At 33.9% G+C, this 23,748-nt stretch carries 22 protein-coding genes; 10 read left to right on the top strand and 12 right to left on the bottom strand.

Annotated features, from left to right (window positions below; all coding sequences use genetic code 11):
* Positions 1 to 18: 18 nt before the first annotated feature.
* Positions 19 to 528, bottom strand: a complete 510-nt coding sequence (locus MK119_RS08790; RefSeq protein WP_290677123.1) for a GNAT family N-acetyltransferase — start codon at positions 526 to 528, stop codon at positions 19 to 21.
* 98 nt (positions 529 to 626) lie between these two features.
* On the opposite strand from MK119_RS08790, the gene MK119_RS08785 reads away from it, so the two are divergent.
* The 3 genes from MK119_RS08785 (at position 627) to MK119_RS08775 (ending at position 2,105) form a co-directional block, all read left to right on the top strand.
* Positions 627 to 1,421, top strand: coding sequence for a universal stress protein (locus tag MK119_RS08785; RefSeq protein WP_290677122.1), 795 nt, complete (start codon positions 627 to 629; stop codon positions 1,419 to 1,421).
* A 176-nt stretch (positions 1,422 to 1,597) separates the two neighbouring features.
* Entirely contained in the window at positions 1,598 to 1,825 is a 228-nt protein-coding gene (locus tag MK119_RS08780) for a hypothetical protein (protein WP_290677120.1), read from the top strand.
* A 151-nt stretch (positions 1,826 to 1,976) separates the two neighbouring features.
* Positions 1,977 to 2,105 (top strand): hypothetical protein, encoded by a 129-nt coding sequence (locus tag MK119_RS08775; protein WP_290677118.1) that lies wholly within the window; start codon positions 1,977 to 1,979, stop codon positions 2,103 to 2,105.
* 311 nt (positions 2,106 to 2,416) lie between these two features.
* On the opposite strand, the gene MK119_RS08770 is transcribed toward MK119_RS08775, so the two are convergent.
* The 5 genes from MK119_RS08770 to MK119_RS08750 all read right to left on the bottom strand — a co-directional run bounded on the left by MK119_RS08770 (position 2,417) and on the right by MK119_RS08750 (position 12,062).
* Positions 2,417 to 3,265: an alpha/beta hydrolase gene (locus tag MK119_RS08770; protein WP_290677116.1), complete on the bottom strand. Its 849-nt coding sequence runs from the start codon at positions 3,263 to 3,265 to the stop codon at positions 2,417 to 2,419.
* 2 nt (positions 3,266 to 3,267) lie between these two features.
* Positions 3,268 to 6,033, bottom strand: coding sequence for a PD-(D/E)XK nuclease family protein (locus MK119_RS08765; protein ID WP_290677114.1), 2,766 nt, complete (start codon positions 6,031 to 6,033; stop codon positions 3,268 to 3,270).
* A 66-nt stretch (positions 6,034 to 6,099) separates the two neighbouring features.
* Positions 6,100 to 7,473, bottom strand: coding sequence for an OmpA family protein (locus tag MK119_RS08760; RefSeq protein WP_290677112.1), 1,374 nt, complete (start codon positions 7,471 to 7,473; stop codon positions 6,100 to 6,102).
* Between the two features lie 121 nt (positions 7,474 to 7,594).
* The gene (gene kbl, locus MK119_RS08755) at positions 7,595 to 8,788 is read right to left on the bottom strand and encodes a glycine C-acetyltransferase (RefSeq protein ID WP_290677110.1); all 1,194 of its coding nucleotides are present in this window, start codon (positions 8,786 to 8,788) and stop codon (positions 7,595 to 7,597) included.
* A 127-nt stretch (positions 8,789 to 8,915) separates the two neighbouring features.
* The gene (locus MK119_RS08750) at positions 8,916 to 12,062 is read right to left on the bottom strand and encodes a UvrD-helicase domain-containing protein (protein ID WP_290677109.1); all 3,147 of its coding nucleotides are present in this window, start codon (positions 12,060 to 12,062) and stop codon (positions 8,916 to 8,918) included.
* A 104-nt stretch (positions 12,063 to 12,166) separates the two neighbouring features.
* On the opposite strand from MK119_RS08750, the gene MK119_RS08745 reads away from it, so the two are divergent.
* Positions 12,167 to 12,397: a hypothetical protein gene (locus MK119_RS08745; RefSeq protein ID WP_290677107.1), complete on the top strand. Its 231-nt coding sequence runs from the start codon at positions 12,167 to 12,169 to the stop codon at positions 12,395 to 12,397.
* Positions 12,398 to 12,677: 280 nt separating this feature from the next.
* Here MK119_RS08745 and MK119_RS08740 read toward each other — a convergent pair whose 3' ends face one another.
* Positions 12,678 to 13,007 carry a hypothetical protein gene (locus MK119_RS08740; protein WP_290677105.1) on the bottom strand — a complete coding sequence of 110 codons (330 nt, stop codon included), beginning with the start codon at positions 13,005 to 13,007 and terminating at the stop codon, positions 12,678 to 12,680.
* Positions 13,008 to 13,341: 334 nt separating this feature from the next.
* Between MK119_RS08740 and MK119_RS08735 the strand changes: the two genes are divergently transcribed.
* The gene (locus tag MK119_RS08735; RefSeq protein ID WP_290677103.1) at positions 13,342 to 13,950 is read left to right on the top strand and encodes a superoxide dismutase; all 609 of its coding nucleotides are present in this window, start codon (positions 13,342 to 13,344) and stop codon (positions 13,948 to 13,950) included.
* A gap of 302 nt (positions 13,951 to 14,252) precedes the next feature.
* Here MK119_RS08735 and MK119_RS08730 read toward each other — a convergent pair whose 3' ends face one another.
* From MK119_RS08730 to purN, 5 genes are all read right to left on the bottom strand, one after another.
* Positions 14,253 to 16,151 carry a class II glutamine amidotransferase gene (locus tag MK119_RS08730; protein ID WP_290677101.1) on the bottom strand — a complete coding sequence of 633 codons (1,899 nt, stop codon included), beginning with the start codon at positions 16,149 to 16,151 and terminating at the stop codon, positions 14,253 to 14,255.
* A 68-nt stretch (positions 16,152 to 16,219) separates the two neighbouring features.
* The gene (locus MK119_RS08725) at positions 16,220 to 17,146 is read right to left on the bottom strand and encodes a PfkB family carbohydrate kinase (protein WP_290677099.1); all 927 of its coding nucleotides are present in this window, start codon (positions 17,144 to 17,146) and stop codon (positions 16,220 to 16,222) included.
* Positions 17,147 to 17,256: 110 nt separating this feature from the next.
* Entirely contained in the window at positions 17,257 to 17,850 is a 594-nt protein-coding gene (locus tag MK119_RS08720; RefSeq protein WP_290677096.1) for an START domain-containing protein, read from the bottom strand.
* 58 nt (positions 17,851 to 17,908) lie between these two features.
* Positions 17,909 to 18,385 (bottom strand): ribonuclease HI, encoded by a 477-nt coding sequence (gene rnhA, locus MK119_RS08715; protein WP_290677093.1) that lies wholly within the window; start codon positions 18,383 to 18,385, stop codon positions 17,909 to 17,911.
* A gap of 2 nt (positions 18,386 to 18,387) precedes the next feature.
* Complete coding sequence (gene purN, locus MK119_RS08710; RefSeq protein ID WP_290677090.1) at positions 18,388 to 18,957, bottom strand: phosphoribosylglycinamide formyltransferase; 570 nt, start codon at positions 18,955 to 18,957, stop codon at positions 18,388 to 18,390.
* A 188-nt stretch (positions 18,958 to 19,145) separates the two neighbouring features.
* On the opposite strand from purN, the gene MK119_RS08705 reads away from it, so the two are divergent.
* The 5 genes from MK119_RS08705 to pyk all read left to right on the top strand — a co-directional run bounded on the left by MK119_RS08705 (position 19,146) and on the right by pyk (position 23,578).
* Positions 19,146 to 19,382, top strand: coding sequence for an acyl carrier protein (locus tag MK119_RS08705; RefSeq protein ID WP_114901751.1), 237 nt, complete (start codon positions 19,146 to 19,148; stop codon positions 19,380 to 19,382).
* 107 nt (positions 19,383 to 19,489) lie between these two features.
* Positions 19,490 to 20,740, top strand: a complete 1,251-nt coding sequence (gene fabF / locus MK119_RS08700) for a beta-ketoacyl-ACP synthase II (protein WP_290677084.1) — start codon at positions 19,490 to 19,492, stop codon at positions 20,738 to 20,740.
* A gap of 3 nt (positions 20,741 to 20,743) precedes the next feature.
* Complete coding sequence (gene rnc, locus MK119_RS08695) at positions 20,744 to 21,478, top strand: ribonuclease III (RefSeq protein WP_290677081.1); 735 nt, start codon at positions 20,744 to 20,746, stop codon at positions 21,476 to 21,478.
* A 184-nt stretch (positions 21,479 to 21,662) separates the two neighbouring features.
* Positions 21,663 to 22,148 carry an IPExxxVDY family protein gene (locus tag MK119_RS08690; RefSeq protein WP_290677078.1) on the top strand — a complete coding sequence of 162 codons (486 nt, stop codon included), beginning with the start codon at positions 21,663 to 21,665 and terminating at the stop codon, positions 22,146 to 22,148.
* Positions 22,148 to 23,578 (top strand): pyruvate kinase, encoded by a 1,431-nt coding sequence (gene pyk / locus MK119_RS08685; protein ID WP_290677075.1) that lies wholly within the window; start codon positions 22,148 to 22,150, stop codon positions 23,576 to 23,578. Before MK119_RS08690 ends, pyk begins: the two co-directional genes overlap by 1 nt.
* Positions 23,579 to 23,748: the final 170 nt, after the last annotated feature.

Below are 23,748 nucleotides of genomic sequence, written 5' to 3'. Positions count from 1 at the left end.
TGATGTGTTGACTTGTTTTCAAAGAATTCGTTCGTAACAATGAAATGGATATACACTTTGTTTTGGAAAGTAAATATCTTCCAATTTTTTATAGCCACGAAGTTCGTAAAACTTTTGGTTTCTTGGGTTCTTACTAAAGGTATCTAATCTTATAGAACGATAATTATTTTCAATTGCGTAGTTTTCTGCAAATTGCATCAAAAATTGCGCATAACCTTTTCCTTGTGCTTTTGGATGAACAGCCAAACGATGAATGTAAATATTAGTTCCGTCTGGAGTAAGCCATTTCACAGTTTTATATTCTTCATCCATCAAGGTAGAAATAACAACACAACCCTTGATTTCAGTATCTTCTATTAGTACATAAAGTTCATTTCGCGCCACATCATGTTCAAATGCTTCGCGATTTGGATAATTTTCATTCCACTGAAAAATCCTTTTTTCAATCATATATTTTGCACAAGCTTTAGTAATAACAAGGAGCGCATCAATGTCTTGAGAAGTAGCTAAACGAGTGTGTAAGCTCATAATAATAGTAGTATATTTTAACAATTAAAGATATTTTAAAAATTTGAAAAACTACCTTTCAATTAAAAAATGATTATTTTTGCAGAAATTTTAAGACAATGAATCATATTTTAGTTCCTATCGGAGAATCTACAAATGCAGAGAATACCTTGCAGTACGCGATTGACTTCGCCCAAGCAATGGATGCCAAAGTATTTGTATTTAGAGCATTTAAAGTACTTTCTAAAGCAGGAACAATTTTAAATGTCGATCAGATTGTTGGCCGTGAAACGACTAGCCATGTAAAAGAAGTTTTAGGAAGTGTAGACTTGAAAGGAGTTGATGTGTCTGTAATTTCTGCAAAAGGAAATGTAATTGATAGCATCAATTCAATTGATAAAGAGTTAGGAATTGACCTCATTATTTTAGGACCAAGAAGTAACTCAATTAAGGAAGAAATGTTTTTAGGGAATACTTCTGGAAGCATTGTAAAACAAACAGATATTTCAGTATTAGTAGTTCCTGAAGGATATGCTTTTCAACCAATTAAAAAAGTGTTGACTGCTATTAAATCAGGAGTTATCAAACGTAAAGAAGTATTGAATCCATTAGAAACTATTTTAGAAGTTTTTGGAGCAAAAATGCGTTTATTACAAGTAAAAACACCAAACTTTTTAGAAGAAGATTTGGAGTTTCATTCGGAGTTAGCAGCAATTACTTCTGCGTATAAGAGTTCTGAAAATGCAACCTTATTTCAAGGAGTTTTGGAACATTTGAATGCAAACAATCCAGATATGATTTGCGTATTTAGACGTAAAAGAGGATTCTTTAAAAAACTTTGGGAACAAAATTCTATTAAGAAAATAGATTTTGAAAGTCGTTTACCTTTATTAGTATTGAAAGGAACCGAATAAGAAAAAGAAAACGTTAATTTATAGAAAGCTGTTCAAATATATTTTGAGCGGCTTTTTTTTATGAGTATTTGTAAAACTGTTTTTGTACTAGGATTTAAATAAATACGACTATTAGCACTATTTTTTTCAAGATTTGATTTTAGCTTCGATAGAAATTAATCCTAAAATGTTTAATTATGAAAAAAAGAAAAATTAAGTCATTACGACTACAAAAAAACTCGATTGCGACTTTCAATAATCCTGCTATAGTTAAAGGAGGTCAACAAACAGAAGAAACACTTCCTGTTGGTTGTAAAAGTGGATGTTTTTGTCTTACCATAGAATGTCCGACCGATTCAATGGATGTAAGATGTTTTACCTACCATCCTAACAAAACTTTATATGTAGCTCCTCCAAACCCATAAAAGAATCTAAGAAGGCTCATACTATTGAAAGCTGTTCAATAATATGTTGAGCAGCTTTTTCTGTCAAAGTTTTTAGAAGCATCCAGCAAAGTATTTTGTAACTTTAAAGTATAACCAACACTTTATAGTATGAAAAAAAGAAATTTAAAAAGTGATTAGTAAATTAAAAATTGAAGCACTTACAGGAAGACTTAGAAGAGCCACAGGCGATCCATATGGTGGTGATACAGCACCAATTTACAGATGTCATCCAGAAACCTATATTCGACCTGCGGAGTAAAAAATAACGTATTGAAAAAGTGATGAAGCTTTCGGATACATCTCACTTTTTTACGTATAATTATTTCTGCTCTCTAAAGAATTTATTGCAAATTTACACAGATATTTTAGGGACAGAATATATTTTAGAAGACAAACTAGAAGCATATTTTCATTCTAAAGATTTTCGCCAATTGCATCAAATGAAAAATATAGATGATGCAGTGTTTAAGTCACTTTTTGAATCCGCCATTTAAAATGTAAAAAAAGAAAGCTTGAAACAACTTTATAAGCATGTAGAAACTAAAATAGGTGCAATTTCGTTGAATAATTTTACTTTTTAATAAAATCAACGCTAGCTTGAACCACTTCTTGTAAAGCTTTTGGCAATTCTGTTAGCTTCCACGGATGGCATGCACCAAATACATGATCGGCATTTTCAATAAGATACAACGAACTTTTAGGATTCCACTGATGTAATTTTTGTGCTTCTTCTACAGAAACGGCAGGATCAGTAGTTCCATGAATAATCAAATGAGGAATCTGTAGTTGTTTAGCAGCTCTTTGAATATCCAAACGTGCTGCATTGGCTTGAAAATCTTCGAAAAACTGATAAAAATGTGGCATCTTTTGCTTTGTTCGGCCATTAACTACATAATATACGCCAGCTTCTTTCCAATTTTCTAAAGCGTCTCCTTTTGGAAATCGTGATGCATAATCTGAAACGCCAGCCCAAGAAATTAATTTAGTAATTTTTGTTTCTTCTTCTGCTTTTATGGTAACAATTCCACCGCCACGTGAATGCCCAATTAAAGAAATATTTTGTGTGTTTGTACCCGCAGAAAATTCAAAAGAATCACTTACTATATGATCAATGACAAATTGTAAATCGTTCAGTTCTTTGGTGTAATTATTTTCTCCGAACGCATCTAAATCAGAGAAATCAATCGGTTGCTCTATAGTGCCACCATTATGCGAAAAATTGAACTTCACAAAGAAAAAATCCGCCTTAGCAAAAGCTTCTGCTACCAAATCCCATGCGCCCCAATCTTTAAAACCTTTATAGCCATGACAAAATATGACAATAGGTTTCTGCAGATCGTTCTTATTAAAAAAGTAATCAATCAGGATGTTTTTGTCATTTTCGCGTGTTAAAACCGTGTTTTTGAGCTTTTGTATCATAGTTATACTTCTTTTTCGGTGAATGGAATGTCGGTATTACAAATTTCAAGAATCAATTGTTTCAATTCAATTAAGAAATCATCTAAGGTTTCTGTCGTGACTAATTGGTTTTTATTTCGAGCTCTAGCAGATTCTTTTGTTCCAAATTTTAAAAATCCGCTTTGCAAATTTTTAAAGGAAATAATACCTGCTTCCGTTTCTTGTTGAAATCCTTGTTTTTGATGAATCATAAAGGCGTAGGCAAGTACCTGAAAACTTTTACTAAATTTATAATCTTGCGTTAGCAAATCCCAATCGACAATTTCAACATCTCCCTGTGATACTTTCCCTGTTTTATAATCAATAATACGCATGACACCGTCGAGTTCGTCTACACGATCCACTTTTCCTCCGATATATACAGGGAAATCTAATTCTGGTATCTCAACTTTGGCTTGTAATGTTTGTTCTATTTGCAGAATTCGCAGTGTTTTTCCACTTTTTAAGGTTTGCAATTCTTGTTGTAAAAAGTTGGTTACATAGCGTTTAGCCACATTGAAAATGATGAGGTTTTTTCCGCGATGAATATTTCCTTCTCCATAGGTTTTCTTAAAATTTTCAACTACAAGTTCCTCTACATTTTTAAACATCGCTGTAATGTCTTCTGAAGTAATTACTTTGCCTTCAAATGGTTTGTACAGCAATTCTAATGTATCGTGTACAACAGTTCCGAGTGTATTAGCTGCAACCGTTTCTTCCACGGCTTCGTATTCGTTGATGCCTAATATTTTTTGGTAGTAAAAATCTATTGGATTGCGAATGTAAGAAGTTAATGCAGAAGGAGAAAAGCCTTTGTTAGCAATATCTTTAATTCGATTCAACATCGAGGCTTCTTTTTTTACCACTTGTAACTGATGTTCAATTTTGGGTACTTTTGGAGTTACTACATTTTGCCGTAGTGTATGATTGGGCATATTGTAGGTTTCTAATTGCATTAAAAAGCGACTACACTCTCCTCCGTTAAGTCCATCAGCTTCTGTATTATAGAGTAAATATACATTTTCAGCTCTTTGCAACAACCGGTAAAAGTGATAGGTATAAATGGCGTCTTTTTCTTTGTATGTTGGCAGATTGAACTGTTTTTTGAGATCAAATGGAATAAAAGAATTATTGCTTTTTCCAGAAGGTAGAATTCCTTCATTTACAGAGGAAAGAATCACTGTTTTAAAATCGAGTACACGTGTTTCTAACATGCCCATTAATTGCAAGCCCTGTAGTGGTTCTCCTTTAAAATCTAGTGTTTCTGTGCTTATGATTTCTTTGTACAAAGCCAATAAAGACTTGATATCTTTGATATAATTGTGCTGTTTGGTCAGTAATTGTAATTGGTTGAAGACTTCATTGAAACGATATAGATATTCCAGTGCTAATAAATGTTGCTCACGATCTTCAATGAGCTTAGCTTTTAAATGACGAATAAGTGTTACGCAATTCTGAATCGCCGTTTTTGGTTTGTCATTCCAAAATGTAAACAGTAGTCTGGCAATTTCCTGAAGATGCTGTGGAAAACGTGCTACGATGGTTTCCGTCGTTACATAAATAATATTGTTGGATTGTATGTACTGAATAATGTCAGCAGCTATATTTTTTTCCTTTTGCTGAAAAAGAGGACGTAAATTAGTATCCGACAATACATTGATGATATTTTTATAGTAAAAAGTATCATTCCTGTGATGTTCTTGGAGCAGGTACAAATTATTAAATGTTGTGGCTAATGGAATGTCTTTTAGTGGAAATCCCATCGTAATATTTAAACGTTCTATTTCTTGTGGAAGCGAGTTTAAACAAGGAATTAACAACTGTTCATCACCTAAAACAACAGCAACATCTTGAAGTGTTTCATCTTGTTGTTGCAATGTTTGAAGAATTTCGCCCATATATTTTGCTTGGGTAACATTTTTAGGCACACCAATGATTTCAATATTTTTATGGGCAGAAAAATTATCTGCGATCCAAGAAAAATCATGTTTTTGGAAATAATTCCATTCGTATCGATGACGACGTAAAAACAAACTAGCATCATGTTCAGGGTCATTAAAAAACACATGATCGGTATCCCATAAAATTTCGGCCAATCCAACCTCTAAAAATTCTTGAATAATTTTTTCTTCGGCAGTATTTAAAGCATTAAAACCAATAAAATAGTGTTTTTTATCTTCGTTTTTCTGCAAATAAAACTCTAAACTATCAACAGCTTCCCGATACACCAATCCTTGATACGCGATTCCTTTTTGCGTAATTTTTTCGGTTAATGCATCGTAATACTCTTGAAGTTTATTCCAAAAAGTCAAATAATTTTTAACTAATGTTGTGGGTTCTTTTTCAAGCGACCAATGGTTGAGTTCTTGAATGGCTCCTAAGTAATTGAAAATATCTTTCTGAGAAATTAAATAGCGATCAATTTCATTAAAATCTTGTAATAGTATTTGAGCCCATTTGGAAAAAGAATCAAACGGTTCTTGTGCATCTTTTGGTGTAAGTTCTTTATAAACGCTATAAAACTCAAATAGTAATTCGGTATTACTTACTGATGTATACCCAGAAATTTGTTCTACAAGTTCCTCAATACTTAAAATATCGGGTGCAAAAGATGTTTGTTTAATTTGTTGTGAGAGCTCGTGTTTTAAGAAGACACCAGCTCTTTTGCTCGGCAATACCAAGGTAAGATCACTAATATTGGTATTGGTTTCAAGAATATAGTTAACAACATGCGAAAGAATTGACTTCATGTAGTAAAAATAAAAAAACGCCTCGATATTTCGAGGCGTTTTTAATGGTGTTATTTTAAGTTTAAATTAGTTTCTTACTAATTTAATTTCTACTCTTCTGTTTTGAGCTCTTCCTTTTCTTGTTCTGTTTGAAGCAATTGGCTCTTTTTCTCCAAATCCTACAGCAGTAAATTTGTTTCCTACTTTAGACTCTAAGTATTTCTTAACAGCGTTAGCTCTCTTTTCAGATAACTTTTGGTTTAGAGAATCAGATCCTACGCTATCAGTGTGTCCACCGATAGTGAATTCTTCTTTAGGGAAACCTTTGATTAATTCAGCAATCTTGTCTAAGATAGCATACGTTTCAGCTTTGAAAGAATCTTTTCCTGAGTTGAAGTATACAGTTCTTGCTAGGTTATCTAAAACAGTGATTTCAGTTTCAGTCATTCTCGCGATAGGAGGACATCCGTCGTTCTCAGCAACACCAGCTACTTCTGGACATCTGTCATCTTTGTCTAATACTCCGTCACCGTCTTTGTCAGTCCATGGGCATCCTTTGTTTGCAGCTGGACCAGCTTCATTAGGACAGTTATCTTTTTTATCAGTGATTCCGTCACCGTCAGTATCAGGACATCCGTTCATTGCTTTTGAACCAGCAACTTCTGGACAATCATCTTTGTTGTCAGCGATTCCGTCACCGTCAGTATCAGGGCATCCGTTTAATGCAGCTAAACCTGCAGTATCAGGACAGTCATCTTTACTATCTTCGATTCCGTCACCGTCAGTATCAGGACATCCGTTGAATTCTGGTAAACCTTTTACATCTGGACAAGCGTCATCTTTGTCATAAATTCCATCTTCGTCAGTATCTTTTCCTCCAAATCTGATAGAGATACCAGCTAAGTGTTGGAAGTGAGGTGCTAAATAGTCCTCAAAAGAGTGCTTGTAAGTTGTTTGTACACTGAAAGCGATATTTTCTGTGAACCAGTAGTTTAATCCTAAACCAGCGTTTACAGTTCCAGCTCCGATATCGTCAACCCAAGTGTAACCTCCACCAACTTCTACGAAAGGATCAAATTTACCCATGTCGTAAAGTTCGTTGATGTTGTACTTGATAAGTGCGTCAAATCCGTAGTATGTTAAATCTTCTACTTTTTGCTCACCATAATTTTCAATTCTGTTAACAGAACCTCTTACTCCTACAGAGAATCCGTCTCCTACGTACTTAGAAACGCTAATTGCTGAAAGTGTTGGTAGGATATTCCAGTGATCTCCTAAGTTGAAATACTCGTCAAACCACTTTCCTGTAATCCCCGCAGCTTCCATATCATTCGTTGGATAGAAATCAACAGCATTAACGCTAACGTTAATTTGCCATGGGTTATTTGAGTCTTGAGCTTTTACGTTGCTGAATCCTAATACAAGCAACAAAGCAACTAAAAATCTGCTAAGATGTTTCATGTTTTGATTATTTAATTTTAAGTGTTAATTAAAGGACAAATGTAAGTTGTTAATACTTATTAACAAAGACAAATATATTAATTTTTTTAGAATACGTTAAGAAATATGAATATTTAAAATTTTAAATGACGTTTAATTCTTTTCCTATTTCCGTAAATGCCGCAATTGCTTTGTCCAAATGTTCTTTGGTGTGTGCAGCTGATAGCTGAACACGTATTCTTGCTTTTTCTTTAGGAACTACTGGATAGAAAAACCCAATTACATAGATTCCTTTTTCTAATAGTTTGTCTGCCATTATTTGTGATAACTTGGCGTCATATAACATAACAGGAACAATTGCAGAGTCGCCATCTACAATGTCAAAACCTGCATTTTTAATTCCTTTTTTGAAATAATCTGTATTGTCAGAAAGCTTATCACGTAGTGTTGTATCGTTCTCTAACATTTCAAATACTTTGATAGAAGCTCCTACAATTGCAGGTGCTAAAGAGTTAGAGAATAGGTAAGGTCTTGAACGCTGACGCAGTATTTCAATGATTTCTTTTTTTCCAGTGGTATATCCGCCCATGGCGCCACCCATAGCTTTTCCTAGCGTTCCTGTAATGATATCAATTTTGCCCATTACATTCTTTTCTTCTAGCGTTCCGCGTCCAGTTTCACCAATAAAACCAGTAGCATGGCATTCGTCAATCATAATCATAGCATCGTATTGTTCTGCCAAAGCTACGATTTCGTCTAGTGGAGCTACCAAACCATCTATAGAAAATACACCATCAGTCACAATGATTTTAAATCGAGCTCCATCAGCATTGGCTTGTTGCAATTGCTTTCCTAAGTCAGCCATGTCATTGTTTTGGTAACGATAACGTGCCGCTTTACATAAACGCACACCATCAATAATAGAAGCGTGGTTTAATGAATCAGAAATAATAGCATCTTCTTTTGTTAATAGTGGTTCAAAAACACCACCGTTAGCATCAAAAGCAGCAGCGTATAAAATGGTATCTTCTGTACCGTAATATTCTGCAATTTTTTGCTCTAATTTTTTGTGAATATCCTGCGTTCCACATATAAAACGTACAGAAGACATTCCAAATCCGTGCGTATCCATCGTATCTTTTGCCGCCTGAATTACATCTGGATGCGAAGACAATCCTAAGTAGTTATTCGCACAAAAATTAATAACAGTTTCTCCTGTATTGATAGTGATTTCTGCTCCTTGCGCCGAGGTAATGACACGTTCTTTTTTATACAATCCCGCTTCTTTTATTTCTTGAAGCTCATTTTGTAAGTGTTGTTGAATACTTCCGTACATGCTTATTTAGGTTTTTGCAAAAATAGCTACCATTTTTGAGTTATACCATATTATTTTTTGAATTTACTGCAATTAAATAGCCTTTTTGAGATTGATTTTTATCATAAATTCAAAACAGACACTGATATTACACATATTTAACAATAATTTCCTCATTAATATAGAGCAGTATTTTTTTGGAAACAGTAAACCCCATATCTGCTAATGTATCAGCATATTCATAGATTTGCTCAACATATACTGGATTGTGCATTCCTGTTTTATAATCAATAATAGCCGTTTCATTGTTGGTATTGACTACAATTCTATCAGGGCGAAGAATTTTTCCAGCTTTTGATATAATGTCTTTTTCGTTGTAAACCGTATTGTCTTGATGGAAATAGCTTATTATTTCAGGATGATTTACAACTTGATTGATGCTTTCTTCTAGCTTTTCGCGTTGTTGATCGTCAATAATTCCTTTGCTAATGTATTCATCTAATACAAATTCGATGTCAGATGGATATTTTATTTGTGCCAAGACATCATGGATTAAATTTCCTTTTTCGATAGCTGCTTCTTGCGAAGTATCCCATAGCAATCCTTGTTTGGTCATTAAGTGTAAGTTGTGATCTTCTTTGGCAGTACTGATGAATTTTTTTTGTGTAATGGTGTGAATGTCGTCCGATGTATTTGCTTTTGCTAGATTTTCCGCTGAGTCGCCAAATTTATATATAGTTAGTTCATTATTCCAAAGTTCTTTTGCTTTTAAGTAATTGATGAATAAGCCTGAAAATGTTTGCAAGCGTTCATTACCGTTACGATCTACATCTTTTTTGGTGATAATATGCAATTGTTGCACAGGTCGTGTACAAGCTACATATAGAATGTTGAAATTGTCCAATTCCAATTGCGATTGTCGTTCTTCAAATAAAGTTTCTCCCAATTCGCCATATTCTTTTACGGTACTTTTGAGGTCTAAATAGGCTTCTTCAAATCCGTTGAAATCATCCTTATTGATAGGAAACCAGAGTTTTGGTTCCAGTTCCTTATAAATATCGGTATTGGCAAACGGGAATATGACCACAGGAAATTCCAAACCTTTGGATTTGTGAATGGTCATGATTTGCACGGCGTTTTCTGAACCAGAAGCCATGATACTGAGATGATTCTTTTTCTTTTCCCAGTGTTCAAGGAAACCAGCAAAGCCCAATTGTTTCTTTTGTGTATATTCCAATACAAAATCTAAGAAAAACTGAATGTATGCGTCAGATTCGTCAGTAAGTTGAAACGCGCGTACGCAATATTCTACTGCTTCATACAACGATAATTGCAAGAAATAGGTAAAGTCGAAATCAAAATCAGTCAAAGCTTCAAACAAATCTTCAGGTTCTAAAAGTACATGTGCTTTTAAAAACTCATGAGTTTTTGAAATGTGTAGCTTTTCAGTTGCCAGATAGTTTAATAAATGCAGCTTGACTTCATTATTTTTAGGCTGAATCACTAATTTTAATACATCATTAATGAATTGTACTGCTCGCGAACGTTTGATTAGTAAAGTTTCGGAGGAAATGATAGGGATACTTTTGGAAGAAAGTGCATCTGCAATGGCAATTCCCTCATTTTTTCTACGTGTGAGCACGCAAATATCTTTATAATCGAATCCTCTTTGGAGAGTTTCTTCAATTTGAGCGACTACCTTTTCAGGAATAATTTCAAATTCTTCTTCTGCGGTTTTCGCTTCTATAAAGTCAAAGGAAACCAAACCACCTTTTTTGTCGTTAGTTTCTTGTGTACTACCATTCTTGTATATTTCTTCAAACGCTGTATCATGAAAAAATTGTGATATGTGTTGAAAGAACTCATTGTTGAAATTGATGATTTCATCATAACTGCGATAGTTTTTCGGTAGATTTTTTGGTGCTTTTTCAACAAAAAAAGGATTTACTTCTTTGTTTAATCCAATAAATTGTTCTGCTTTTCCACCACGCCAACGATAAATAGATTGTTTGGCATCACCAACAATAGTTAACGAACCGCTTTGTCCAGCTAGAGCTTCGGTTTGAAGCTTGTTTGAAATCAACGGAATTAAATTTTGCCATTGCATTTCAGACGTATCTTGAAACTCATCAATAAAGTAATGCTTGTACTTTTCGCCCAAACGTTCATAGATAAATGGCGCAGGTTCGTCCTTAATAGTCTCACTTATTAGCGTATTAAACTCGGAAATTAAGAGTAAATTTTGCTCTTCTTTGATGATTTCTAACTCTTGTTGAATGGCATTCAGTACAGAAAGTGGTGTGGCATTTTTATAAAAATTCTTCAAAAAACTCAATTCATACACGTTTTCTTTGCAACTATGATAGAGTTCAGTTAATTGTGGCAATAAACCATCAATTGTAGCAGCTTTGCTTGGATCTAAGGTTTTTTTGTACACATTTCCGTTCGCTAAATTATCTGCAAGTTTATTACCGTATAGGCTTTTTTCATTAAAATCTTTGCTGGCAATTTTTTTGAAATGATTTGGTAAGGTTTTGCGCAGAAAATCATCGAACTCTAATCCTGCATCCGCTAGCAAGTCTAACACTGTTTCTCCTGCTTTGGAAAGTTCTTCAGTAGTCGTATTGATTTTCTTTTTGAGAACTTCTTTTAATTCATTAAAGTCTTCAAGTGTTTTATCTTTTAGCTTTCGTAGATGCGGCTTTTGATTCTCATTTAATAATAATTTGGCAATCTTATTCAAATCAAATGCAATATCCCAACTTTTGTCATCATCCGCTTTTTCTAGTGCATATGTTATTAAAACATCTGATATGAGTTTATCTTCTCCTGCTTTGGAAATCAATTGATCTACGGCTTCATTCAATAAAGCATCTGTGTCGAGTTCTACTTCAAAATTTAGTGGAAGTTTCAAGTCATACGCAAACGTTCTTATGACACTATGCGTGAATTTATCAATCGTGACGACTTCAAAAAATGCATAATTGTGTAAAATACTTTTGAGAACTTCTTTTGACTTTTTTTGAAATTTCGCAGGATGTAGTTTTAAATCTTCTGCCAATTCCATAAACATGGACGAATTTTTAGCGGTTTCATCAAAAGAAAATGCATTGAGATTTTCAATAATACGTGCTTTCATTTCAGCTACAGCCTTATTGGTAAAGGTAACTGCTAAAATTTGCTTGTACATATCTTTTTGAACGGAAGAAAGCAAAATGCGCAAATAGTCTTTAACGAGTGTATACGTTTTTCCTGAACCAGCGGAGGCATTGTAAATAATAAATGGTGTAGACACAGAAGATTTTTTAAACTAAAAACAAAGATAGTTTAAAAAAAGAAAGCCAATCTATCGATTGACTTCCCAAGTGCTTTTAGCAGCTAAAGTCTGGACAAGATGGCTTGTTAGATCCACCTGGAGAGCAACCGTTAGATGGACAGCCATTAGTAGCTGGCGGACAATTGTTGGTTGGACAATTGTATACCGTAAAGTTTAAAAATGACACATCATTACATGTGTTAAACTGTGTACAAGTAACTTTTAGATCACACTGCGGATTGCATGTCTCTAATAATGATAAGTCAACTGGACCACACAAAAACCTAGATCCTCCAACGATTTGGCCTTGTTGAAAGTTAGAAACCTGCGTTTTCTTTAACTGTAATTTTTTAATTAAATTCTTTTTTTCATGATTTTAAAAAATTTATTGTTAACACTTATTAATAAAACCAACAATTGTTTAACTTGTTAGTTAACAATATAGTAATAAAAAGAATTTTGAAAAAGCGTACTTAAATACAAGGTATTTTATATTTTATTAGGTTATAAAACATATTCATTTGTTAGATTAAAAAAATCCAGCTTTATCGTAAAGCTGGATTTTTATGATGTATACCAACTAAATTTTATTTCTTAGCATGGATACCCTGGGCAAGAAATACCACCAGAGTTTCCTCCAGTTCCACCTGTACCTCCAGTTCCACCAGTTCCACCTGTACCTCCAGTTCCACCTGTACAATTATTTACAGTACAATTTGCAAATGTCACATCATTACAGTTTGTGAAATTTGTACATGTTACTGTGAGGTCACAATCTGTTAAACAAGTTTCAACAACAGAAAGATCAATTGGTCCGCAATTGACTCTGAAACTTCTAAATCCACCAACAACTCCGTCTTTACTAAAATTGGAAACTTGTGATTTCTTTAATTGTAACTTCTTAATTAAATTCTTTTTTTTCATGATTTAAAAATTTATGGTTAACATTTATTACATAGAGTATCAAGTGGTTAATTTGTTACCCTACGATAAAGAAACGAAAAGTAATTCAAAAAAGCATGTATTATTTTGTAGTATTTTTTAATTTAATGTGTAAGTATATTGAAAATGTTCGGTTGTCATTCGTGTTTGTGCTCAGAAAAATTGTACTGTATTGTGTAGAAAATATTCTTTTAGAATAGATTAATTTTATGTGAACATTAATAGAATCTTTTTGCCTTGTTTTATTATGTCCACATATATGATTATTTTTGTTAACATAAAAACGAATGTTTAACTAAATAAAAAAACAAACATAATGGCTTTTGAATTACCGAAATTACCATATGCATACGATGCTCTAGAACCAAATATTGATGCAAGAACGATGGAAATCCACCATTCAAAACATCACAACGGATATACAAACAAATTAAACGCTGCAATTGAAGGAACTGATTTAGAAGGAAAATCAATTGAAGATATTTTAACGAACTTAGATATGAGCAATGCAGGAGTTCGTAACAATGGAGGAGGATTTTATAACCACAGCCTTTTTTGGGAAGTAATGAATCCAGAAGACAGAGGATACCTTTCAGGAGAATTGAAAGATGCTATTGAAGCAGAATTTGGATCTAAAGATGCATTTATTGAAGCATTTAGCAAAGCAGCGGCTACACAATTTGGTTCTGGTTGGGCTTGGCTTTGTGTTCATAAAGGAGGAAAAGTAGAAGTATGTTCTACACCAAACCAAGATAACCCATTAATGTCAGGAGTTACTTGTGGAGGAACGCCAATTTTAGGATTAGACGTATGGGAACACGCGTATTACTTAAACTATCAAAACAGACGTCCAGACTATATCAAAGCATTTTTTAATGTAATTAACTGGAATGAAGTTGAAAGACGCTATGCAGCAAACAAATAAGAAATAACTTTCTTAAATATATAAGAAGAAGACGAGCAGGAATGTTCGTCTTTTTTCGTTTTAGTGTATAAAAAAAGGTGGGATAAGCCACCTTTTTTTGCCCCAAATCTTACCATGAACTTAACCTACTTATGCTATGGCAATGCTAATGTAAGTAGACTCGTTAAAAAAGCACTAATAAATCAGATCAAATACCTTTTTTTTAGACTAAGTGTACGATTTAACTTTTATTTAAGAAATCAATATTCAAATTCAAAAAAATCTTACAAATAAAAAATCTTTTTTTATTGAGTCTCAAAAACTTAGTATGCACGCTCTTTATTACCTTCATAAAAATTAATAAACGCTCTGTTAACAACACGATTTCCTCCGTTGGTTGGGTAATTTCCAGTAAAATACCAATCGCCTAAGTTGCTTGGGCATGCTTTATTTAGGTTGGCTACTTTTTGGAAGATTACATTCACTTCTGCGTTTACTTTATCAGTTTTGATAAGTTCACTTATTTTCTCAGATATTTCTTCATCAGTAAAAGGATCGTAAATCTCTTTTACGAAATTTTGAACATCTATGTCTTTTAAATTTATTTGCGATTTACATTTGTGGTATACTTCTTCTACCAAATCGTATTGATTGCGCTCTTTTAATAGCTCTAAAGCAGCTCTGAAAGCAATTAAATCTTCCATACGCGCCATATCGATACCGTAACAATCTGGATAACGAATTTGTGGAGCAGAAGAAACAACGACAATTTTCTTTGGATGCAAACGATCCATCATTTTAATGATACTCTTTTTCAAAGTAGTTCCACGAACAATACTATCGTCGATAATCACCAGATTGTCCTCTGGTTTTATTACGCCATACGTTACATCATATACGTGTGCAACCAAATCATCACGACTACTATCTTCTGTAATAAACGTACGAAGCTTCACATCTTTGATTGCAATCTTTTCTACCCGTGGTCTTTCGGAAAGAATTTCACGTACTTTCTCAGCAGACAATGAACGTTGTCCGTTTAAGATTTCAGTAGTTTTACGTTCGTTTAAGTATTCTTCTACAGCTTCCGTCAATCCAAAAAAGGAAGTTTCTGCTGTATTGGGAATAAAAGAGAATACCGTATTTTTTATATCATCATCGATGGCATTTAATACTTTTGGAAGTAATAATTTTCCAAGGTTTTTACGTTCTTGATAAATTTCTGCATCGCTTCCGCGAGAAAAATAAATACGTTCAAAAGAACAAGCTTTACGCTCTAATGGTTCTAATATCTGTTTGGTTTGAACGGTACCATTTTTTTTGATGATTAAGGCATTTCCTGGATCAATTTCCTGCACGTCATCAAAATCTACATTAAATACAGTTTGAATTACTGGACGTTCAGAGGCAACGACTACAATTTCGTCATCTTGATAGTAATACGCAGGGCGAATTCCGGCTGGATCTCTCAGTACAAAAGAATCTCCATGACCCATTAATCCTGCCATTGCGTAGCCACCATCCCAATCTCGAGCAGATTTTTTTAGGATTTTAGCAATATTCAAACGCTCCGCAATTAGTGGAGAAGCTTGTTGTTTATTGTATCCTTCTGCCTTTAACTTTTTGTATAATTTGGCCACAGCATCATCTAAAAAGTGACCAATTTTTTCCATAATTGTAATGGTATCTGCCTTTTCTTTGGGATGCTGCCCTAAGGAGATTAATTTCTCAAAAAGCTGATTTACATTTGTCATGTTGAAGTTTCCAGCAACAATCAAGTTACGATGCATCCAGTTGTTTTGTCTTAAAAACGGATGCACGCTTTCAATGCTATTTTTTCCAAAAGTACCATAGCGTACATGTCCTAAAAACAATTCACCTAAATAAGGCAGTTCTTTTTTCTGACGAGCCACATCACCGTTCATATCAGGTGTTTTTTCCATGATTGCATTGATACGCTCATTTACTTGCGCAAAAATATCTTGGATTGGCTGTTGTTGGTTAGAACGAACTCTACTGATATAGCGTTCCCCTGGATTCATATCTAGCTTAATACTTGCTAGTCCGGCACCATCTTGTCCTCTATTGTGTTGTTTTTCCATTAGCAAGTACATTTTATTGATGCCATAAAATGCAGTACCATATTTCTCTTTATAGTACTCTAATGGTTTTAATAGCCTTAAAAGTGCAATACCGCACTCGTGTTTCAAAGCGTCACTCATTGTTGTAGTGTGTGTTGTGTTGTTGTATGTATTGTAATAAAAAAGCGCTCAGTTTTGAGCGCGTTTTTTTAGTTTACTTCTATTTCAAACTGAGTCAGTTGTTTAAACTGCTTCAGGCGATTTGTGATTTCTTCTTTTGTGAGCGATTCCATGCGTTGGGTTCCAAACTTCTCTACACAAAACGAAGCTAAGTTAGAACCATAAATGATGGCATTTTTCATGCTTTCGAATGAAATGTCTTCATGCTTCGCTAGATATCCAGAAAATCCTCCTGCAAATGTATCTCCGGCTCCTGTTGGATCAAATACTTCTTCTAACGGCAATGCTGGTGCAAAGAATATGTTTCCGTCACTAAAAATCAAAGCTCCGTGCTCTCCTTTTTTGATAACTACATATTTTGGACCCATTTCATGAATCTTTTGTGCAGCCTTTACTAATGAATACTCACCAGATAATTGACGCGCTTCTTCATCATTAATTGTAATTACATCAACCTTTTTGATTACAGCTAATAAATCGTCCCAAGCACAATCCATCCAAAAGTTCATTGTATCCAATACAATTAATTTTGGTTTCTCAGTCATTTGATTAATCACACTCATTTGTACGCCAGGATGTAAGTTTCCTAACATTACAATTTCAGCATCTTTATAGTTTTCAGGAACTACAGGATTAAAATCTGCTAGCACATTTAGTTCTGTAACCAATGTATCTCTAGAGTTCATATCATTGTGATATTTTCCACTCCAGAAAAATGTTTTTCCACCTTCAACTACTTCTATTCCTGAAATATCAATATTTCTAGCAGCTAACATGTCTAAGTATTCCCGAGGGAAATCTTCTCCAACAACTGATACAATTGCTGAATCTACATTAAAGTTTGCAGCAGACAAACCAATATATGTAGCCGCGCCACCTAAGATTTTATCTGTTTTTCCAAATGGTGTTTCAATAGCATCAAAAGCAACCGTTCCTACAATTAATAATTTGCTCATTTCTTGAATTAAAATTTTTTGCAAACTTACATAAAATTTTTCCAAGAAAAATAGCTTATGGATTTAGATATCTTTTTTGTGATTTTTTTGAGAGAAAGTGTACTGAAAATCTACTGTTCTACACGTTCTTTTAGAGCTTTAAAGTTGTAAAAAGGTGCTTTGGTAATCGTACTATTTACAAACCAATTTGGGATGCTTCCGCCTGGATCACCATGCATTTGATGTGTTATCTTTACAGTATTACCTATTTGTTCTAATAACCAATACCCTTCAAAATAGGTAATTCGTAAATAATCATCTTGTTCAGCATAGCGTTCTGAAGCTGCTGTAATATCAATTTTTACTACATCTTGTGCAATGCGACGAATTTTGAGCGCAATCACTACATCTCTATTGCGAACTGGCCAAGGAAGATCAATCGCAAGCCAAATTAAATAATCACTGTCTGAAGTTTTACTGAGTAACTTGCTATCCAAAGCTTTATAATTCCAATCTTTTAGTTTGTCTCCATCCAGAATGACATTTAATACTTCGTCTATGGAGCTTTCGACAGTCATTTCTGCCTTAAATAACTTTAAACTGCTAGATTTTGAAGATTTTACATAAATCTTAATGTTGTTCTTATCTTTTTTGAGCTTCCAATCTTTTTGGGCAAAAAGTGGCGTGCATAATAATAAACTTAAAATAGCAATGTAGATTTTCATGTTTGATTTTGAGGGAATTATAATTTCAAAAATACAAATATGATACCAAATATACTATTTAGAGTAGTTTGTTACGCTCGTTTTCAAAGAAATTATCAATTTTTAACTTCTCTTTTTTAGACGCTTCTACCGCTAAAAAGTCACAACGTTCGTTTTGAGGATGATTATTATGACCTTTAATCCATTGAAAACGGATAATATGTCTACGATAAATTTTTAAAAAGCGAATCCACAAATCCGTGTTTTTCTTTCCTGAAAATCCTTTTTTTTCCCAACCAAAGACCCATTTTTTCTCTACAGAATCTACTACATACTTAGAATCTGTATACACTGTAACCTCAGTATGCATAAACTTTAGTTTTTCTAAAGCCACAATCACAGCCAACAATTCCATACGGTTATTGGTCGTTTTTCGATAACCTTCAGAGAATTCTTTTCGATACGGTTTTCCAACCCATTCCATGACAATTCCGTATCCGCCAGGTCCTGGATTTCCTCTAGAGGAACCATCGGTATAAATATGTACGTCTGTCATAACTATGAGTTTTCTAATACTTGCGCTATCACTTCAGGGAAGTGTTTATATTCAAGTTGATGAATCTTTTGTGCAAGCGTTTCTGGTGTGTCATTTTCGGTTACAACAGTTTTTGCTTGAAAAATAATAGCACCTTCATCATAATTTTCATTGACAAAATGTATGGTTATACCGCTTTCTTTTTCTTTATTTGCAACCACAGCAGTATGCACATGTGCTCCATACATGCCTTTTCCTCCATATTTTGGAAGCAAAGCAGGATGTATGTTAATTACCTTGTTTGGGAATGCAGCAAGAATATGTTCAGGAAATTTCCATAGAAACCCTGCAAGAACAATTAAGTCAATTTGTGCGTTTTGGAGTAAATTTAACACATCATCGCTGCGGTATAAAGCAGTTCGATTGAAGCTTAAACCGCTGATATTGTGTTTTTTAGCACGATTTAAAACTTTAGCATGCTGATTGTTAGTCAGAATTTGAACAACGGAAGCATTATTTTGCTCATGAAAATATCGAATAATATTTTCAGCATTAGTTCCGGAACCTGAAGCAAAAATTGCGATACGCTTCATAAAAAGAGTGGGATTTTAGTAACTGTTGTTTCGACAAAAAAAAGAATAATTATTAACAAAATGAAGGCAAAAGCAAATTACTTATTCCAAAAATTTAGTAAATTAGAACACATTTTCTGTACAAAATGTTGTTTTAATTTAAAGTTTTTTATTTTTGCCAACAATTAAATTTTAAAAACTATAAGATTATGTCAGACATTGCATCAAGAGTAAAAGCGATTATCGTAGACAAATTAGGTGTAGATGAGAACGAAGTAGTTCCAGAAGGAAGCTTTACTAACGACTTAGGAGCAGATTCATTGGACACTGTAGAATTGATTATGGAATTCGAAAAAGAATTCGATATCCAAATTCCAGACGATCAAGCAGAAAACATTGCGACTGTTGGTCAAGCGATCTCTTACATTGAAGAAGCAAAAAAGTAAGAAAAGAATAAATTTTCTATATTAAAAACGACATTAGAATGCATGTGCTGCATTCTAATGTTTTGTTAGAAGGAATTTCTTCTTAATTTTAAACGAACTTATCAAAGATGGAATTAAAGCGAGTTGTAGTTACAGGTTTAGGAGCGTTGACTCCAATCGGAAATACCGTAGAGGAATATTGGGATGCACTTGTCGCTGGAAAGAGCGGAGCTGCGCCAGTTACACATTTTGATCCTGAAAAATTTAAGACAAAATTCGCCTGTGAAATTAAAAACTTCAATGTTGGAGATTTTATCCATAGAAGAGAATCAAGAAGAATGGATAAGTTTTCGCAGTATGCGGTAGTTGCTTCTGATGAAGCTATTGCAGATGCAAAACTTGACATGGATAGCATAAACAAGCTACGAGTTGGTGTTGTTTGGGGCGCAGGAATTGGTGGATTAGAAACATTTCAAGAAGAAGTGATCAATTATGCCAATGGTGATGGTACTCCAAAATTCAACCCTTTTTTTATTCCAAAAATGATTGCAGATATTGCGCCTGGAAATATTTCTATTAAACATGGATTTATGGGGCCAAATTATACTACAGTATCTGCATGTGCATCATCAGCAAACGCAATGATTGATGCCTTAAACTACATAAGATTAGGACATTGTGATGTGATTGTAACTGGTGGAAGTGAAGCCGCTGTTACCATTGCAGGCATGGGAGGATTTAATGCCATGCATGCCATGTCAACACGAAACGATGATCCACAAACAGCTTCTAGACCATTTGATGCAAATCGTGATGGATTTGTATTAGGTGAAGGCGCAGGTGCCATTATTCTTGAAGAATATGAGCATGCAAAAGCTAGAGGAGCTAAAATATATGCAGAAGTAATTGGTGGCGGATTGTCATCAGATGCATATCACATGACTGCTCCACATCCTGATGGAATTGGAGTAATGGCAGTAATGCGTAACTGTCTTGAAAATGCAGGAATGCAACCTGAAGAAGTAGATCATATCAATACCCACGGAACATCAACACCGTTAGGTGATGTTGCAGAGCTAAAAGCTATTACCGAAGTATTTGGTGATCATGCTAAGAACATAAATATCAACTCTACCAAGTCCATGACAGGACATTTATTGGGAGCAGCTGGTGCCATTGAAGCTATTGCGTCAATATTGGCGCTAGAGCACGGAATTGTGCCGCCAACAATAAATCATTCTACGGTAGATGAAAATATTGATCCGAGTCTTAACTTAACACTGAATACAGCTCAAAAACGAGATATAAAAGTGGCAATGAGTAACACTTTTGGATTCGGAGGTCATAATGCTTGTATATTATTTAAAAAGTTAGACTAATACATGAATTTTGTTCGCAAAATATTAAACTCCCGATCTGATGAAGATGGGGATTTTTTTGTTGAACTTGAAGATATTCTAGGATTTAAGACCAAAAGAAAGAAAATTTATAAGAAAGCTTTTACGCATCGTTCGATGAATCAGAAAGACTCGAAAGGGAATTCTGTAAACTACGAACGACTAGAGTTTTTAGGAGATGCCATGCTTAGTAGCGTGATCTCTTCGTATCTTTTTGTAGAAGTTCCGTCTGGAAATGAAGGATACTTAACAAAAATGCGTTCCAAAATTGTGAGTCGCGAACACTTAAACGAGTTAGGTCGCGATTTAAAACTCATTGAGTTGGTACGTTCTCGCATTCCCAAAGATAATTTCGGTGAAAACATTCATGGAAACTTATTTGAAGCTTTAATAGGCGCCATTTTTTTAGATAAAGGATATAAATACTGTGAAAAATTCATTCAATTACGCGTAATTTCTCCTTATGTAGATATTGAACGTCTAGAAGGAAAAGTAATCAGTTACAAAAGTTTGCTCATTGAATGGTGTCAAAAAGAAAAAAAGAACTTTAAATACGACGTATATGAAGACACCGGAAACGACGAATTAAAACATTTTGCTGTCAAACTATTTATTGACAATCGCGTGGTTGGAAAAGCACGCGCTACTTCCAAAAAGAAAGCAGAAGAAAAAGCATCAAAACGTGCTTATTTTGCCTTTCAAAAACAAATTAACGTTTAATTTTCACAAACAATTCTTCCCCTTTTTTCCAAATTTCTGAATTACAACTAGCTGATTTTACGATTTCAAAAAAAGAATTGATTAGCTATAACGTTTTCGTTGCGAAATCTTTACAAACATTACTAAAAATTAACCTTTATGTAGTCATTAAATTATATATTTACAATTGTTAATTGTAAGATTTATGGCAGTTCATAAACTCTTTGAGGATGATTTTGAAGAAGATAATTATACGTTGATAGCAATTCATTGTTCAGCAGAAGATTATCGATTAGCGTATTTATTAAACAAGACTTTAGATCTAAAATTAGCAAGGAAACAGGAAGATTTAGACTATAATTATATGGAAGCTTCTTTCTCTATTTATGAATGGGATGATGAAAAAAACTTTGTGACTTGGAATTTGGTTGCAAATATTAGTAGAAAAGAAGTAGAACGAGTTGCGAGTGCAGGATCATTATTTTCTGAACAACAAGGAAAAAGAACAGTTTCAAAATACTTAATTCCTGAACGTAAAAAGGTTGATTATTTTGTTAAAATATCTAGCGAAAGCTATATAAAATCCCCTAAAATTATACTCTCTAAAATAAATGCTATCGCAGAAGTAATTACAGCATACATTTTAGAAGCTAACCAACTAAAATCTAAGAACAATTTAATTTTTGAGTAATGCCAAAAGGAAAAAAGACGAAAATAGTAGCTACACTTGGACCAGCATCAGGATCAAGAGAAGTCATGAAAGAAATGATAGAGCAAGGAGTAGATGTATTTCGCATCAACTTTTCGCATGCTAATTATGAAGATGTAAAAGAGCGTATTGCAATCATTAGAGAATTAAGTGAAAAACACGGATTTAACACTTCTATATTAGCTGATTTACAAGGGCCAAAATTGAGAGTCGGGATCATGTCAGAAGATGTGATTGTAGAACCAGGGGACCATATAAAATTCTGTACAGGAGAAGAGTTCAAAGGTACTTCTGAGAGAGTGTACATGAATTATCAAAACTTCCCAAGAGACGTAAAAGCTGGAGAACGTATTTTGTTAGATGATGGAAAACTTATTTTTGAAGTAGTTGATTCAGACGGAGAAAAGGAAGTAACGGCAAAAGTAATTCAAGGTGGTCCATTGAAGTCTAAAAAAGGAGTAAATCTTCCAAATACGAACATTTCATTGCCTGCATTGACTGAAAAAGATGTGAAAGATGCCATCTTTGCGATTAGTCAGGAAGTAGATTGGATAGCACTTTCATTTGTTCGTCACAGTCAAGATTTAATGGATTTACAAGCCATTATCAATGAACATTCGGATCATAAAATTCCAATTGTTGCCAAAATAGAAAAACCAGAAGCAGTAGAAAATATTGATAAAATTGTGGCGTATTGTGATGGTTTAATGGTAGCTCGTGGCGATTTAGGTGTAGAAGTACCAGCACAAGAAGTGCCACTGATTCAAAAGCAATTGGTATTGCGCGCTAAAAAGGCAAGAATTCCTGTAATCATTGCTACACAAATGATGGAAACAATGATTACGAGTTTAACACCAACAAGAGCTGAGGTAAATGACGTTGCAAACTCTGTAATGGATGGAGCGGATGCGGTAATGTTATCTGGAGAAACTTCTGTAGGAAAATATCCAGTACAAGTTATTCAGCAAATGACAAGAATTATCAAAAGTGTTGAAGATTCTCCATTGATTAGTGTACAACATTCGCCACCACATATACGTACAAAAAGATACATTACAAAATCAGTTTGTTACCATGCATCACACATGGCAAATGAAATTAAAGCGAAAGCTATTTGTACATTGACAAACAGTGGATATACAGCATTTCAAATTTCTGCTTGGAGACCAGCATCACATATTTTAGTATTTACCTCTAACAAAAGAATTCTTTCACAATTAAACCTACTTTGGGGCGTAAAAGCATTCTATTACGACAAATTTGTAAGTACTGATGATACTGTTGAAGATGTGAATCTAATCGCAAAAGAAAAAGGATTTGTCAAAAAGGATGATATGTTGATCAATTTGGCTGCTATGCCAATTACCGACAAAGGAATGGTAAACACCCTACGTGTTTCTTTAATTGAATAATGATTTCTCAAAAAATATAAATTACCGTATGCTTTGACATTTTTTAGTGTTGAAGCATACTTTTTCATAACTCTCAGTATTGCATAAATGATGGCAGAAAACGACGCAAACCAACCAGTAAGTGACGAAGAATACAATGAAAAATAAAAAAGAAACTAAAAAAAGGAGGA

The sequence above is a fragment of the Kordia sp. genome, from assembly GCF_022447245.1.
In the GTDB taxonomy this organism is placed as follows: domain Bacteria; phylum Bacteroidota; class Bacteroidia; order Flavobacteriales; family Flavobacteriaceae; genus Kordia.
This window is presented reverse-complemented; position numbering and strand designations above follow the sequence as displayed.